This is a genomic window from Caballeronia sp. INML1, assembly GCF_023631085.1.
In the GTDB taxonomy this organism is placed as follows: Bacteria; Pseudomonadota; Gammaproteobacteria; order Burkholderiales; family Burkholderiaceae; genus Caballeronia; species Caballeronia turbans.
Window position 1 is genome coordinate 1 of the sequence record NZ_JALQDT010000004.1, and the last position, 15,346, is coordinate 15,346.

General features: G+C 57.4%; 14 protein-coding genes. 10 read left to right on the plus strand and 4 right to left on the minus strand.

The annotated features are described in order from the left end of the window. Positions 1–220: 220 nt before the first annotated feature. From NCR38_RS00990 to NCR38_RS01005, 4 genes are all read left to right on the plus strand, one after another. The gene (locus tag NCR38_RS00990) at positions 221–523 is read left to right on the plus strand and encodes a cyclic-phosphate processing receiver domain-containing protein (RefSeq protein ID WP_250476206.1); all 303 of its coding nucleotides are present in this window, start codon (positions 221–223) and stop codon (positions 521–523) included. Between the two features lie 11 nt (positions 524–534). After that, positions 535–1,248, plus strand: coding sequence for a hypothetical protein (locus tag NCR38_RS00995; RefSeq protein WP_250476207.1), 714 nt, complete (start codon positions 535–537; stop codon positions 1,246–1,248). A 303-nt stretch (positions 1,249–1,551) separates the two neighbouring features. Continuing rightward, positions 1,552–1,770 (plus strand): DNA-binding protein, encoded by a 219-nt coding sequence (locus tag NCR38_RS01000; protein ID WP_250476208.1) that lies wholly within the window; start codon positions 1,552–1,554, stop codon positions 1,768–1,770. Beyond that, a complete protein-coding gene (locus tag NCR38_RS01005) occupies positions 1,767–2,855 on the plus strand; it encodes a helicase RepA family protein (RefSeq protein ID WP_250476209.1) in 1,089 nt (362 codons plus the stop codon). The genes NCR38_RS01000 and NCR38_RS01005 overlap by 4 nt, the downstream gene beginning before the upstream one ends. 792 nt (positions 2,856–3,647) lie before the next feature. Here NCR38_RS01005 and NCR38_RS01010 read toward each other — a convergent pair. Beyond that, a complete protein-coding gene (locus NCR38_RS01010; protein ID WP_250476210.1) occupies positions 3,648–4,442 on the minus strand; it encodes a hypothetical protein in 795 nt (264 codons plus the stop codon). Positions 4,443–5,348: 906 nt separating this feature from the next. On the opposite strand from NCR38_RS01010, the gene NCR38_RS01015 reads away from it, so the two are divergent. From NCR38_RS01015 to NCR38_RS01040, 6 genes are all read left to right on the plus strand, one after another. Then, the gene (locus NCR38_RS01015; protein ID WP_250476211.1) at positions 5,349–5,762 is read left to right on the plus strand and encodes a DUF6573 family protein; all 414 of its coding nucleotides are present in this window, start codon (positions 5,349–5,351) and stop codon (positions 5,760–5,762) included. A 61-nt stretch (positions 5,763–5,823) separates the two neighbouring features. Further along, positions 5,824–5,982, plus strand: a complete 159-nt coding sequence (locus tag NCR38_RS01020; protein ID WP_250476212.1) for a peptidase — start codon at positions 5,824–5,826, stop codon at positions 5,980–5,982. A 710-nt stretch (positions 5,983–6,692) separates the two neighbouring features. Beyond that, positions 6,693–8,831, plus strand: a complete 2,139-nt coding sequence (locus NCR38_RS01025) for a site-specific DNA-methyltransferase (protein ID WP_284503643.1) — start codon at positions 6,693–6,695, stop codon at positions 8,829–8,831. 11 nt (positions 8,832–8,842) lie between these two features. Next, entirely contained in the window at positions 8,843–11,995 is a 3,153-nt protein-coding gene (locus NCR38_RS01030) for a BPTD_3080 family restriction endonuclease (protein WP_250476214.1), read from the plus strand. 399 nt (positions 11,996–12,394) lie between these two features. Next, positions 12,395–12,676, plus strand: a complete 282-nt coding sequence (locus NCR38_RS01035; RefSeq protein WP_250476215.1) for a hypothetical protein — start codon at positions 12,395–12,397, stop codon at positions 12,674–12,676. 111 nt (positions 12,677–12,787) lie between these two features. Beyond that, entirely contained in the window at positions 12,788–13,606 is an 819-nt protein-coding gene (locus tag NCR38_RS01040) for a hypothetical protein (protein WP_250476216.1), read from the plus strand. Between the two features lie 96 nt (positions 13,607–13,702). Here NCR38_RS01040 and NCR38_RS01045 read toward each other — a convergent pair whose 3' ends face one another. Genes NCR38_RS01045 through NCR38_RS01055 form a run of 3 tightly spaced genes read right to left on the minus strand, consistent with a single transcriptional unit; the run spans position 13,703 to position 14,994 of the window. Beyond that, positions 13,703–13,954 carry a hypothetical protein gene (locus NCR38_RS01045; RefSeq protein ID WP_250476217.1) on the minus strand — a complete coding sequence of 84 codons (252 nt, stop codon included), beginning with the start codon at positions 13,952–13,954 and terminating at the stop codon, positions 13,703–13,705. A gap of 7 nt (positions 13,955–13,961) precedes the next feature. Next, positions 13,962–14,414, minus strand: a complete 453-nt coding sequence (locus NCR38_RS01050; protein ID WP_250476218.1) for a hypothetical protein — start codon at positions 14,412–14,414, stop codon at positions 13,962–13,964. 34 nt (positions 14,415–14,448) lie between these two features. Continuing rightward, entirely contained in the window at positions 14,449–14,994 is a 546-nt protein-coding gene (locus tag NCR38_RS01055; protein ID WP_250476219.1) for a hypothetical protein, read from the minus strand. Positions 14,995–15,346 lie beyond the last annotated feature (352 nt).

Here is a 15,346-nt window from a genome sequence, read left to right on the forward strand (position 1 = left end):
ATAAGAATTCCACTGCGACAGCACCATCATGCCCCACGCGCGCGCGAATCAGGAACTGGCCCAGCCGAGTCGCTTACCTTTGAGCGGCGGTACCGGCTGACGCTCTGCTACGATTCGGAGACATCCGGCGCGACGGACAACGCGTGAATTCATGTGCCTAAAACTCTCTGAGCGCGCCACGAAAATAGGTAGCTGCTCAGCTAAAGATGAAGAGGCTGGAATGAAGGTGTTCCTTGATGATGAGCGGGCAACTCCCGACGGCTGGGAGCGGGTCTACTGGCCCGACGAGGCCATTCAATTGCTGGCGAGCGGGACAGTCGAGGAAATCAGCCTGGACCATGACCTCGGCGACGACACGCGCGGAACCGGATACGACGTCATTCTGTGGATAGAGGAGGCCGTTGCACTACGCGGGTTCTGCCCGCCGAAAATCACTGTGCACTCGGCCAATTCCTCTGCCGTCTCTAAAATGCGTGCTGGCGTGCTTGCTATCGAACGCCTCGCCAAGTGCAACAACTGCTAAAGCTGCCCAACGTGAGCTTCCTCGACCTCTCGTACGACCACATTTTTGAAGCCAGAAAGTCGCTGCCTTGGTGGCCGTGGGTGGGCAGTCAATATGCGGCATCGACCACAAAGACGATGGTTTTAGGTGAAAGCATCTATGAATGGAGCGATAAAAATTTCCAGGAGCGCTATGCGCGCACAACCGGCCTTCGGGAAACGCACGAGCGTCATGCCCTAAGATTCAAGCGTAATTCGCCTTACGTGCGCAACATCGAGCGTGCTATTTTTTTGGCATCCAATCCAAAGGACGAGCAGAAGCGCAGCCTTTGGACTTCGGTTGCTTACCACAATCTCGTGCTCGAACCACTTCGCGACATCGAACACCGTCCTTCGCAAGGCCAGTTCCTCAAAGGGTGGGCGGAGGTCCTCGACCTCTGCGGCTTGCTTTCTGTCCAGCAACTCTTGGTCTACGGAGTTGGCTCGGCGTCCGCGCTACGAGAGGTTGCCCTGAGCAAAAATGTCTCGTGCCGGATTGAGAAAGGGGAGAAGGTCGGACGCTGTAGTGCGCGGCGAGGTCTGATTGACACGGGCGACTCACAAATCAAGCTGCTCTTTATCCGGCATCCCAGCGAGTTTTTCAGCTGGAAGCGGTGGGGAGGCGTGATACACGAGAATCTCGCTGTCCAGTTCGGAGACTACGTCGGCGCGGCGCCAACTTCTGATGGGGGCGGGGGAGGTATTTGACCCGCTCGCCTATGCGCTTCCCGTCGCGACGGCAGCGCTCCCGTAGAAGTTCTCCCGAAACCCCGGTCAGTCTGGTCATGACGGTCACGCGGCGCGACAACGAGCATGGTCCCCCTGGTGGTGGCGTGCAAATACCCCACCACCCCAGTCTTGCTACCCCTCCATCACCCCACCCGATAGTTCGTCAACGCCGAAGAACAAAGCCGCACACGGCGGAATGCTCGGATGCACGTTGAAGCGATTTCGGCGCGTTATCAACGTTCGTTCGAGCCCCGCTGCGCACGGCAAGATGCAGTCGTTGACATGAATACTACCAACCGTAATTCGTTTAGCTTCAACCGCGACGCCATCCAGGCTGTCATCCCGACCGACGTCGCCGCCGCTGCACTGAATCGCCGCCCGCAGACTCTGCGCAATTGGACCTGTCTGGAAAACGGCCCCATTCGTCCGGTCCGCATCAACGGTCGTCTTGCGTGGCGCGTTGCCGATTTTCAGGCTCTGCTGGGTGGGGTGGCAGCATGAGCGCGAAAACCAACGTGAAGGAGCAGGCCGCACGCACTACCAAGCCGGAACTTGCACCCGTGACGAAAGCTGTAAGACGCTCGCTTAACGTCGTGTCTGCGGCAGACTTGCCCACCACCTATGCCGCCCCAGATGAACTGGTGCAGGGATTACTCACTACCGGCGGAAGCAGCATGCTGTATGGGGACTCGCACTGCGGCAAAACGTTCTTTGCCATCGACCTTGCTGCCTCTATCGCCAGGGGATGCGACTGGATGGGGCGACGTGTCGAACAGGGGCTGGTGCTTTATCTGGCTGCCGAGTCCCCGGAATCCGTGCGTTGTCGCCTTCAGGCATATCAGAAGCATCACGGCGTTCGCGTGCCCAACTTCTTCATCGCACAGAAAGCGATAAACCTGTTTGCAGACAATGTCGATACGGAGGCCATCATCGCAGAAGTCCAGGCGCTGGAGGCTGAACACGGGCAGCCGGTGCGGCTGATTGTGGGAGATACGCTCGCACGTCTGAGCGCAGGCGCGAACGAGAATATGGGCCAGGATATGGGGCGAGTCATCGCGCGCATCGACGAAATCCGCAGCGCGTGCAGCAAAGCGCATTTCATGCTCATTCACCACAGCGGCAGAAATGCTGCCGCTGGTGCGCGCGGATGGACTGGCATGCGCGCTGCTGTCGATACAGAAATCGAGGTGACTGAGCAGGCTTCGTGGCGATGCGCCAAAGTGACGAAGAATCGCGACCTCGGCTCAAAAGGGGAGCTTATCGGCTTTACGCTGGAGGTGGTCGAGGCCGGGACGACGAAGTGGGGCGCAGCGGCAACAAGCTGCGTTGTTGTTCCTGCCGATGTGTCCGAGCGTCCCAGCAGCTCGAAACGCGGCAGCGGCCCTAAGCCCGGCACAATTAAGGACAGGGTCATGGCGTTCCTGCGTGAGCAGAAAGTCGGAGTGCAGAAAGCCGATGTCGTCGCTCACGTCATCAAATGTGGCGGTGCTGAGTCGTCAGTGTATCGCGACCTAAAGGGTCTGGTGGCAGCAGGGCATCTTCGCGAGGTTGATGATGTTTTGTCTGTCACGGATAGTGCGACGTGAAACATGTACGCGAAGGTACGTGCAGGTACCAAAGCCGAGCACGTACCCGGCGTACATCTAGGTACGTACATACACATCTATATATAGATGTGTATGTACGTACCTAAACGCGGTGTGCGCAACGAGAGGCCACGTGAAGCGTTGTAAAAGGCCGGCTGACCAGGAAGGCGGTGGACGGCTCCACGCCATCAGCGCTGCTTCCTGGCTGCCCGCCTTTCCATCCTAGCGCAACGCATAGCCACGTTCACGACAGCGATTTCTTTCGCCCGCTTCGCGCGGGCGGTGGCAGCCAGGAAGAGCAGTGAGCGACGGCAAGCTATAGCGTTGCCGCATCCTGAGCGCGCAACCACGGGCGCAGCCCGTGAGGCTCACCGATTCTTCTTACCGCGCCAGCCAATCAGCGGGCTGGTCACACGCCCCACCGGTGGCGTGTGGCCTCTGGTTGCGGACGCGCGTGATGACGCAGACTAGGCCCGGGTAAGCCAAGGTTTCAGAGCGACGACCAGGCGAAAGCTATCCTGACCGAGATGACCAGCCTGACCGGGTTTCAGCCGAAGCTGGCGCGCAAAAAAACAATGCCCCCACCGAATGCCTTCGGCAGGGGCATTGCCCAATCCTCTTTTTCATGCGGCGACCGCGATGCTTTCAGCATCCTGCATTCCGCACGACTACCGCTTCCAGTTAAGAAGCCGTGGTCAAGGAGTTCACGAGTACAAGCGGTACGGTCTGCTCCGCAGGTACATCACCGTTCATGGCCTGATTGACGCGTGGACCAGGTTCGCTGGCCCCTCGTCACGAAAACACGATGTCCTCAAATCGGTATAGCTCGGTCGAGAACGTGATGAACGCATCAAGCGCACTCTTTTTCCAACCCGCCGCGACCAGGTCACGCGTGAGCTTCGCACGAAATGCACGCGTGCAGACGAAGATGACTTTGCCCCATTTCATGCCATTGCCCAGCAGCTTTGAGCCCGAGGTACTCGCGGCGTCGGCTGCAACAGCGTCGAGCCATTTCAGCAGCCTGGCATATTCTTTCGCGTTCTTCCGGCTTCTCTCGATTTCAACGAGCCATACCTTGCCATCATCGCCGCGCAGCAGAACGTCAGGCTTTTTGCCCGCAATGCCCTCGACTCCAAGGCCTTTGCCTTGCGAGAGTTCCCTCTCGGTAGTTACCTTGTAGCCAGCCAAAAGCGCTCGAATGGCCACCATATTTGCAATCGTGCGATGCCGAAAGTACGCTGAGCTAAACGCTCGCACCAGGTCCTTTCCCGTTGATGCCGTAATCCCCGCGTGTTGCAACCGACGCGCGCCCGCTTCTGAAAGCGCGTAAACAACGCTGCCGTCCGGTCCCTGCCCGCGCAGTACCTGCCGCGCATCGGCGAGCCGCCGCAGCGTGCGTTGTGCCATGCGTAGGTCGGACGCCGTGGCGACCGGCGCTTCCAGCCTTGGCTCGCCGGTCGCGCCGCTGGACCAGACCGGGCGCAAAGCGGCGCAATCCCTGGTCCTCAAAAACCCAAATCTGGCGAGCGACTTTAGTAGTCGGTCCTCTCGCTCTCTGGCGATGATGCGTCCGTCACGCGCCTTCACGAAGTATCTCCAAAAACGTGTCGATATTTCGTATAGCGCGAAAGACGCAGCATCACGTGTTCGCCCTCCTGGACGGCGGAGGACGAACACGGAAGGCGTAGCCGCTAACGCGGCGAGCCACCATGCCCTCTGCGCAAAACTGGACGTTTTGCCGGGCATTTTCGCCACTGGACGTGGCTCATGTCTTAAAAGCAGGCGCCCCGCTCTGCGCGCGGGCAAGCTGCTCACTCTGGCCCGCTGGACGCGTTCCAGGCATCGGCTCCGCCTTGGTCGGCGCGGCGCTTGACTGACCAACTTGCCCGCGCGCTGCTCGGGGCGCGGGGCATTGCTGCCCCCCATCGCTCTGCCGGTCGGTAGGCCGACCTCTCGTGTCTGGGGACACGAGCGAGCGACGGCTCCCCCCAAGCGCACATCCGGCTCGCGTGGGCGCGACCGCGGCTGCGCGGACAGCGGGCTGGACGCCCTTGTCCCCCGCCAACCCTTCGGGCTGTCGCGGCTCCTCTCCGTCTGCGCGCTTTCGCGCTCCGACTGCGCGCCTCTGGCTTGCAGGCCACGCGCGGCAAGCGCGCATAGGTCGCGGCCTGTGGCCGCGACAGCGTCTGCGTCGTGAAGTTGGTGCTTGCACGGTCCTTCCTGATTTCGCCGCCACCCACTGGCGACCGTACACCGGGCGGTCCGCATGGCAAGAGCCTGCGGCGCTCCGCGCACGTCCTCACCCGGTCCCCTGCGGAGCTGCGGCTTGCGGGCGTGCCCTTGCCATGCAGCCTTCTCGCCCGGTGTCGCGGCACGCCAGGGCGACGAACTCAGGAAGAACGGTAGCAAAACGGCAGCACCACCCCCACGCCGCATCCGGGAAAGTGAGGGGGCTCGGAATCTTGGAACCCGGTCAGCTTTGGAGAAAGCATTTTGGAAAAACGAGACGGCCTACAAGACATCTTCGGCGAAGTCATTTCGGTGTACACACGCGCGCAGGCAATCGCGGATGGCGTGTTGATTGATGTCACGGCAGACGCAAACGAAGCGGGCTTCAAAGTCCCGGTCGGAATCACCGCAGCGGCCTGGGCGGAGGTGGTTGCATGGTCAGCCGAGGACAGCGCTCGACAAATCCGCCAGGACGAACATGAGCGCCTGAATGAGCTGCTGTGGGCCGCCGCCACCTTGGCTCGCCATCACACGGGCAACCGCATGCCCTTTCAGCATCATCGCGTGCCGCGCGGTCGGGATGAGGTCCGTCGCACACCGATAACGCTCGTGATGGTCATTGGACCGGGAGATAACGCCGAGCCGGTCGTGACTTTCATGCTTCCGAGCGACGACTGATTTTTTCCGCCCCGTTGGTTTCGCGGGGCATTCAACCACTGCTCAATATAGGAGAGCGACCATGTCACATACCCCGATTAACCCCACCACCGGCCTGCCGATGACCGGTGGCGGTTACGGCGGCGTCGATGTCGGCGGCAGCCCTTATGGCACCGACATTCACGCGCGCCATAACCCGTGGTTATCCGCAGATTTTGACTGGACAGGCAACGGCTTTTAGTCCTGTCTAGCCACACCGCTGCACATCGCCTCGGCGAATCAATGACCGCTCCAAGCCGAGGCGTTATCATCCGAGGTTAGTCAGATGACCAGCAACGGGATAAAGGAGCCACGGTGAGCGACACGTCAGCCCAATACGAACATAAACAAGAAGCGGTGCAGCGCCCGGACGTGGGTGTTCAGGACCAATTCAGCAGCAAAAAGCCAAACCGCGTCTACAGATTCGATTCAAGCCTTGACCCGACCCTGTCGTGGGATGAGAACAGGGGACGCGAACTCGGCGAGTGGCTGATTGGTCTAGTTTCCCGCTGCGCACAGGAAAGTGAAGCGGCGGTCTTTCAGTCGCCGCAAATCTGGAAGGGAGGTGGCGTCCAAGTGCAGTCACTCAAGGCGGCTGCGGACCTACTACAAACCCTCTCACGTCCCTTCCTAAACTGGGCTGGTAAAGCAGAAAGGCACCAGCTTAGCGTGCCGACCACGCCGCTTTTCGTGCATGAACGGCATTCGACCAAAGCAATTCTGGACGGCATCGAAAGCCGCAAGGCCAAAGGTACCAACCTTGACCTATTCGGCGACCCGCAACTGGACGTAACCGACCGGTTGGACGCCTATGAGCACAAGGGGCCCTGGCAGAACAGAATGATTTTAGGGGACAGCCTCCAGGTCGCCAACTCTTTGTTGGAGTTTGAAGGCATTGGCGGTCAAGTTCAGATGGTTTATTTTGACCCCCCCTACGGGGTTCGGTTCGGGTCCAACTTTCAACCGTTTGTTCGAAACAATAAGGTCGGGCACGGTAAAGATAATGAAATGACTCGCGAGCCGGAGATGGTTAAGGCTTATCGCGATACGTGGGAGCTGGGGTTGCACTCGTACTTAACTTACATTCGCGACCGGCTATTCGTATTTCGAGAGCTGCTGCACGAGTCTGGCTCCATCTTCGTTCAAATATCCGACGAAAATCTTCATCACGTCAGAGAGGTGTTAGACGAAGTCTTCGGTGCTTCAAACTTTCGAGCGGTTATAACGTTCAAAAAGACTGCTGGACTTGGTACCGAGGGTTTGGCTTCTGTAGCCGATTATCTCCTCTGGTATGCACGGGATATTAGCCGCCTAAAGGAGCGGCCTCTTTATCAACGACAAGATTTCAGCGAAGACCCAAACTATGTTTGGGTTATGAACGACAAAGGTGAGAAGCGGCGGCTCACGGCTGAGGAAGCGGGCTCCGGAGTTATCGGTTCAGGGTGGCGCTTGTTTCGCCACCAAATTTTTCTCGCAGCAGGCCGCACCGAAAGTTGCGTCTATGACCTACCGCTAAACGGTGCGACCTACAAGCCGACTGCGGGGCGTAGTTGGTCCACTAATGCAGCAGGCGCACAACGTCTTATCGAGCAAAATCGACTAACGAAAAATGGAAATACGGTGAACTATGTCCGATTTGCAGACGACTTCGGATTTCAGCCTTTGAACAATTTCTGGCCGGACGGAGCGTCCGGCGTGGGGATGCAAAAAAGCTACGTGGTTCAGACGAATACAAAAATCGTCCAACGCTGCATGCTAATGACCACGGACCCCGGCGACCTTGTATTCGACCCGACATGCGGCTCGGGCACTACCGCGTACGTTTCAGAGCAATGGGGCCGTCGCTGGATTACCGTTGATACGTCTCGCGTTCCATTGGCGTTAGCGCGCCAGCGACTGCTGACGGCAACCTTTCCGTACTACGAACTAAAGGACCAGAAGCTAGGGCCTGCTGGTGGATTCGTCTACAAGCGGAAGCAGAACCGCAAGGGAGAAGAGGTGGGCGGTCTCGTGCCGCACATCACGTTGCGTTGCTTAGCAAACGACGAGCAGCCAGCGACTGAGGTCCTCGTCGATAGACCAGAAGAGCACAAGGATGTGGTCCGAGTCGCCGGACCGTTTGTTGTTGAAGCCACCATTGCAGCAGCACAGTCTTTGGGCGCATTCGCCGGTGATTCTGCTGCCGGTGATGTTCAGGCAGCGCCATCTGGGAACGAAAAAACACCAACTCACGGAGGTGATGCAGCGACCCACATCGAGCGCATGACCCAAGTTCTGAGGCAGTCCAAGACGCTACATCTACCTGGAAACCGGGAGCTGGTGCTGGAGCAAATTCGGCGCACCAGTGACGGCGACATTTTGCATGCTGAAGCATCCGACGCAGAAGGCAAGCGCATCGCCATCGTCTTCGGTCCTGAATCCGGTGCCATCTCGGCTGACATGGTTTTCAACGCAGCACGTGAGGCCCACTTCCTCCGATACGACCAGTTGTACTTTTTCGCCTTCGCCATTCAAGCCAAGGCGCGCGAACTTATTGAAGACCGCAACAAGGATGGCGCCCCAAAACTGCGTATTCAGTGTGCCTACGTGGCCGTGACCCCTGATGTTGCAATGAGCGACCTGCTCAAGACGACCCGCGCATCAGAAATATTCTCCGTTACCGGGCTACCGGACGTGACTTTGAGCAAGCATCAACAGAAGAACAACGCTGGCGAAACCCTTTACCAAGTCGAAGTGAGAGGCTTGGAAATCTTCAATCCGGCCAACATGGAGCAGGAGTCGGTCGAGGGAGAAAACCTGCCCTGCTGGATGCTCGACACCGACTATGACCCCTCGGGTTCCTTCTATGCTACCCAAGTGTTCTTCCCGAAGACCGGCGCATGGGACAATTTGCAAAAGTCTCTGAAAGCCAGCTTCGATGAATCGGTGTGGGGGCATCTAGCAGGTACCACGAGCGAACCGTTCGTGTTAGGCGACCGTCGTCGCGTCGCGGTGAAGGTCATTGATGAGCGAGGTAACGAGCTAATGCGCGTTATTGAGAACATTGCATAAGGGAGCGAGCAATGTCACAAATTAACGCAGTCGAAGCGCCCATCATCAATTCCCCGTTCGAAGAACCAAGGTTCCATTGGCATATCGAGGAAGGTAAGCAACCACAAAAGCGCGAAGGACGTCGTCTCGCCAGCTACTTCTTCCGTGTGCCGGAACACGCTGGTCGCGGAAAGAAAGCCAAGAAACAGAACGTACTGTTCGACCAAGACGCAAAAGGCAATGAGTACCTGCTGGACGCCGCGAATCTTATACGTCACCGACTGAAGGAATGGCGTGCTCGCGAATACAGCGGGGCAACGAAGGTCACCAGGGAGTTGATAGCGCTGTGGCGCTCTAATGACCGCAAGCAGCGACTTTTTTTCGCACAGATTGAGGCGGTCGAAACGATACTGCTTCTTGTAGAGGGGCCGGAAGACCTCAAGCAAGGCATTCGCATCCCCGTTGACGAGCCCGGCGACGATGCAAAGGCCGCCGGATATAAGGCATTTGTCCGATACGCGGTAAAGATGTGCACAGGGTCAGGTAAAAGCACAGTTATGGGCATGTTAGCGGCGTGGTCGATTCTGAACAAAGTGGCAGATTCGACCAACCCGAATTACTCGGATACTGTGCTCGTCGTCTGTCCAAACGTCACCGTCCGCGACCGGTTACACGAACTTGACCCAAATCTGGACGAAATCAGCCTGTATCGCACCCGTGAGCTTGTGCCGCTGCATCGCATGCCCGACCTGCGTCGGGGCGAGGTATTTGTCACCAACTGGCACAACCTGGAGCGTCGTGAGCTTTCCGATGTAAACGGAACGTCGGCAAAGGTGGTAAAACGCGGCATGCCGATGGAGAAGCGGCGCTCGGTCAAGCTGGGTGGCAAAGACCAACTAACTGAGGCTGACATCCGCCAACAGGCGCTGACGGGCGCTTTCGAAATCGTGGGCGAAGTCAAGGACCGCCACGGTGTTCTGAGTGCGTTTGAGGTTAAGGAGACCAAATACTATGAGAGCGACACAGCGTTCCTGCGCCGGGTGCTTGGCAACCGCAAGGGTCGCAGTTCCGCCATCATGGTGATGAATGACGAGGCCCACCATGCCTACCGACGCGGAAAGGCTGAGGTTGATGATGAATACTCGCTTGACGAGGAAACAGCCGATGCAGATGCACGCGAGGCCACGGTCTGGATTGAAGGTCTGGACCGCATCAATAAGGCATTGAATGGGGCGAAGAACGGCGTACGTCTCTGCATAGACCTGTCTGCCACTCCCTTCTACATCCAAGGTTCAGGCAATGAAGTGGGCAAGCCCTTCCCGTGGGTAGTGTCCGACTTCAGCCTGCTTGAAGGGATTGAAGCGGGGCTGGTGAAAATTCCCCAACTGCCAACCCAAGACATTACTGGTAGCGAAACGCCCGCGTACTTCAATGTGTGGCGGTGGGTCCAAGAGCGTATCGAGCAGGATGGCGGTGGCAAGACGAAGCTCAGTCCGGACATGGTTATGCGCTACGCCACGACGCCGATTACGCAGCTTGCCGACGAGTGGCGCAAGACACTGCATACATGGAAAGCGCAATTCAAAGATGGATTCCGCAAAACCGATGTGCCGCCTGTCTTTATTGTTGTATGTCGCGATACCGCGCTGGCTAAGGAGCTGTATGAATGGCTGGCCGATGGCAAGCCGGACTACGGCCAGTCGCCGATTGAGTTTCGCAACAAACCCGGCCAGGAAAATACCATCCGCGTGGACAGCAAGATTGCGGAGGACATTGCCTCTGGTGCGAGCGGTAGTGACGAAGCTCGGCGCTTGAGATTTGTGCTGGACACCGTCGGCAAGACTGCCTGGCCTGGTGGCCATATCCCCGAGGAATACGAAGCACTGGTCGAGAAACATAACCGCAAGGCTTTGGACGACGAGGACAGCGGGTTGGTGACGATTGATGCCAGCATTCCGCCTGGACGCGACGTGCGTTGCATCATCAGTGTTGCGATGTTGTCGGAAGGCTGGGACTGCAACACAGTGACCCACGTGGTTGGCCTGCGACCGTTTGGCTCCCAGTTGCTTTGCGAACAAGTCGTGGGCCGTGCGCTGCGCCGCACGTCATACGCCATTGATGAGGCCACGGGTTTCTTCCGGGAGGAGACTGCCAAGGTCTTCGGCGTCCCATTCGAGCTGATTCCATTCAAGGTGGAAGGCGACGGGGCACCACCGCCGACGCCGCCTTCGAATCAGATATACGCTGACCCAGCCAAGGCGGAATTTGAAATCACGTTCCCCGTGGTTGAAGGCTACATAGACCCCGGCATCACCCGAATTTCGTTGGATTGGACCAAGGTTCCCACGCTTACGCTGGACCCGCTTGAGGTGCCGGACACAACGCTCATGATGGGGCTAGCAGGGGCTGATGGTCGCCTTGCCGCGTATGGTCCGGGTGCAGCCGAACTGGTGACGTTGGAAGCTTGGCGCGCGCGCGTTCGCGTACAGCAAGTCGCCTTCACCCTTGCAAGCACACTCGTTCAACAGTGGCAGAAAGAGAAAGGCGATAGTATTCCCACGCACCGCCTTTTCCCCCAGCTACTCGCTTACGCTCGGCAGTTTCTGGCAACCAAGCTCGTTTGTAAGGGAAACCGCGCGCCTCAGGACGTAGCGTTGAACCCGTATTTCAGCAAAGCGGTCGGCTGCATCATTGACAACGTGCAGGCCGTCGATGAGAGCGGACAGGCTCAAGAGCAGCCTAATATCCCGGCAGGCGCAGCGGGTATGCGTTCGACACGCTTCGTTGAGTTCGCGACTGGCCGCGACTTGTGGCCAGTGACCCGCAGCCACCTGAACGCGATGGTGGCGGATACTAAGAAATGGGAGCAAAGCGCGGCCTATTGCCTAGATACGCACCAGAAGGTCCGAGCTTGGGTCAAAAACGACCATCTCGGCTTTGTCGTGCCGTATCGGAAGGACGGCAATAAACGGAGCTACTTGCCCGATTTTATCGTCGAACTGGTGTCCGGTGAAAAGCTGGTGGTCGAAATCAAGGGGCAGGTGATTGACGACGCTCTCGTGAAAGAAGCGGCTGCCAAGCGGTGGTGCGAGGCTGTCAACCGCGACAGCAGATACGGTTGCTGGAGCTATCACCTGATGAAGCACCCGGCAGACTTGATGCAACTGCTCGACCACCGAAATTGAGCTATGCTCGCGGCCGAGCCGGTGAGTTTTTCGCCCTACTGACGCAGGCGCAGATTCGGTAGCTTGGCCGCATGGCAAGAGGCCACGGAAACGGAGTTCCGTGGCCTCTTGATTTGACCGACACGGTTTTCACTATACTCAAGACTGGCGCAAACCCGCCGTTAACTCGTATGGTGAGAGCTGCATGCTATCGGCCGGCCACTCGGCGACGGCAGAGTGGAACGAAATTTGCAAAGCTCTTTATGTGGTAACTACCACTGACGGCGGTGAAAAAATGCACTACATTTCTTTTGTGCCACAATGGCGCCCGATTGCGTGCGTTGCATTAGTTTAAATCTATTCAATGAATATATTAATAGGTTTTGCACAATCGCAGTCCGCCCAGCCTCGGAGAGCAAAATGAAGCTGCATGATATTCAGTCTGACCGCCTTCCAGAAATAGACGATTCCGTAAAGGAATGCGTCAATTTAGGAGAGTGGCTCCTGTTCAAAACCGATGCATCGGTAGATGGGCGAGGGGTTGCTTTCTACCTTAAAACAGCTACTAGCGTGTTCGAGCTGAGCGATAGCGGAAAGGTGCTCCACGAAGTGGACGATGGTGCCGAAAAACTTGAGATTGATGAGCTCTTCTATTTTTCGGACGTCCGCAAGCCGACTTCTTTAAGCAACATGCGCCTTTGAACGTATCAGCGGACGCATCGAAACACTAGATAGATAATGAGTCTAATCGGGGGTAATACCAAGTGGGCGCTTTTTCTGTCAGCGAGCGCGGATGCCGAACCGCGTCACGTGATGGACCTCGCGTTTGGACTTATGTGCTTGGAACGCGCAGGTGTAAAGATTGATGACATTGCGCTTTACGTAGACGGGACAGATAGAGTCTCTATCGAAAACTTTATTAAAAGCGGAACAACGTCGGCTTTTGTAGTGAAAGAGTCGAAGGATTTTTTCGTCGACCAAGAAAAAAATACCCACGAAAGTTTGGTCATGTTTGTGACGGGGCACGGCGGTCCTGATGGGCTTGACGCGGCGCCACCGATTACACCGCACAGATTGTTAGATAGCATCAAGTCGTCGCCCAATTTGAAACGGGCAGTCGTGTATCTTGGGCAATGCTACGCCGGCATTTTCAACTACATTGGTGCGGGAAGTAAGCCCAACCAGAATGGCGAAAACGACCCGGAAGTTGTCTTCATCGGCGCGACCAATCTTCACGAAAGCCTAAGTTCTTACACGTCTGAGCACCTTGTGACAGGGCCGCAGCAATGGCCTGCGAACCTCTTCTTGCTGTTTGCATTTAAGTGGTTTTCCAATCCCATTGACGTAGATGGCGACGGCAGGGTCACAATAATAGACTCATATAAATTCGCTGGCGTGTACTCCAACGCAACGAATAAACAAATAAAAGCTCAAGCCTTTCCGCAGACGCTTGACCTTCAAAAGAAGTGGTCGGATGCGAAGGATATAGACGAGAAGAACTCATCGCCGACGACGAAGGCGAACTTGGACGCTGCGCATACTCTCTACAAAAAGCATTTAGAGTTGCTCTACGTCCATCAGGAGTGCTGGATTCTCAACGCTATCCCGTCACAGCGAATCGATGCTAGGTGATTGCGCGATTCGCCTGGCGACGCGCTGGGCCTTCCAATCGCATCCGCTGCCGATGGTCACCAACTGCGGTAGCTCAAGCTAAAATGCAAGTCGGGTTCAATGCAGCGGGGGCGCAATCCCCTTGGCGTGCTTGAGCAAGAACCGAGTCGCAGTTTCGCGGGCGCGAAACTCGTCAATGCCGTAATGCCCCTGAACGATGCTGCCGACCGCCAAGTCGAGGCAGTAAGGCGCGGGACTGAATCGGGTCGGCTTGTGGTTAAGGATACGACGCAGCGTCACGGTGACCGTGGCGTCGCTGACCTCCGCCGCGACTGAGAATTCTTCCAGAGTTTCGAATTCCAACATCATGGTGCTCCTAGCCCCGGTCGCCGACGGGAATCCAACGCTTATCGGTGTCCATTTTTTCGACGGTGACTTCGCTTAGAGAAAATGAGCCAACATGTTCCCACCAGTCGGCCGGGTCCGCCTTGAGATTGGAAGCCCTCTTCTTCGCATGGCGCCGCCACCAAATAGACCACATCTTTCCTGCTTTGCGCAAACTCTCGCCGCGTTTAAGCCGGCTACTCGTGTGACCGAACCAATATAGACCGTCGGCCATCTCATGCATTTCATCGAGCGAGAGCCTGCGAATGATTCTGCCATTCGCGCCAGCCAGAGGTTTCATGACCGAGGGTTCATACCGAGGATGGGGCGAGAACCAGAGAGTCGGCTGTTCCGGAGGCTGAACGCCGATGTCGGCGGGCAGGAGGATGCCGGTTTCTCGGGCGAGCTCGTATTTCTGTCTGGTCGTGTAGTGCCAAGCCATCATGATAAGGTCCGTGGAGTCGTTTGAAATTGACCGCTTAGGCGCGGACATCAGCTCGCCAGCCTTTCGCGGCTGCTCGCGACTCCGCCTGCAATTCCTTCACGACATCCTTGTAGAGCCCGCCACGGAGGTTGGCCACTAGGTAGCCGATACGGCGAGCACCCTTTGCCGTCACGACGAACGGCACGTTCCCGAGGCTCCAGACTCTGTCGTCCCGTTCATTGATGGCCCGTTCAGCTCGTTTCGAAGCAGGGCGCAGGTATCCCCGTTTCACCAGTCCGAGGATGCCGACTTCCGTGAGGATGTCGCATTCCCGTTTGTTGAACGAGCGGTACGTAAAGCGAAGATGACTATTAAAATGTTGGCTGTTGTACGTCCGTTCCAGGCACATCAACCCGAGCACCATAGTCTCCATCGGCGGGAGCGCTTCGACTTCTTTTCGACCGGAGTACGGCGTGACCTCGTCAGTGAAAAAGAGGCTCATCATGGTTTGCATGAAGGATGCGCTCGGGTCGTTCAGTTTTTCTTGCGGCAGCATAATAATTTCTCCATCGGTCGTGTTGGTTAAGCTCGTGTGCGACATGGCACGGGCCGTCTGAATGGCAACCAGGTGCCGCCACACCCGGCGGGCTCGAACGGACGTTGTTGACCTGCAAAAACTGCTTCAACGTGCGCTTGAGCTGTTCGCGTTGTGTGGCGTCGCTCACAGCACCGACAGAATCAGGTGGGGTGCCAGTGGGGGCGCAAGAGTGGGGTGGTGGGGTATTTTGCGCGCCACTACCGGGAGAGGCGCGCGTGACGGCGCGTGGCCAGACGGACCGGCTTTTGCGAAGAATCTTGGAGAATGAGCTGCCGTTGCAGCGGGCGGCGCAAGAACGCGTGGCCGTCTAACTTGAGCAATTACCCGGTCGAGCTGGTCAGTCTGGTCAAAACAT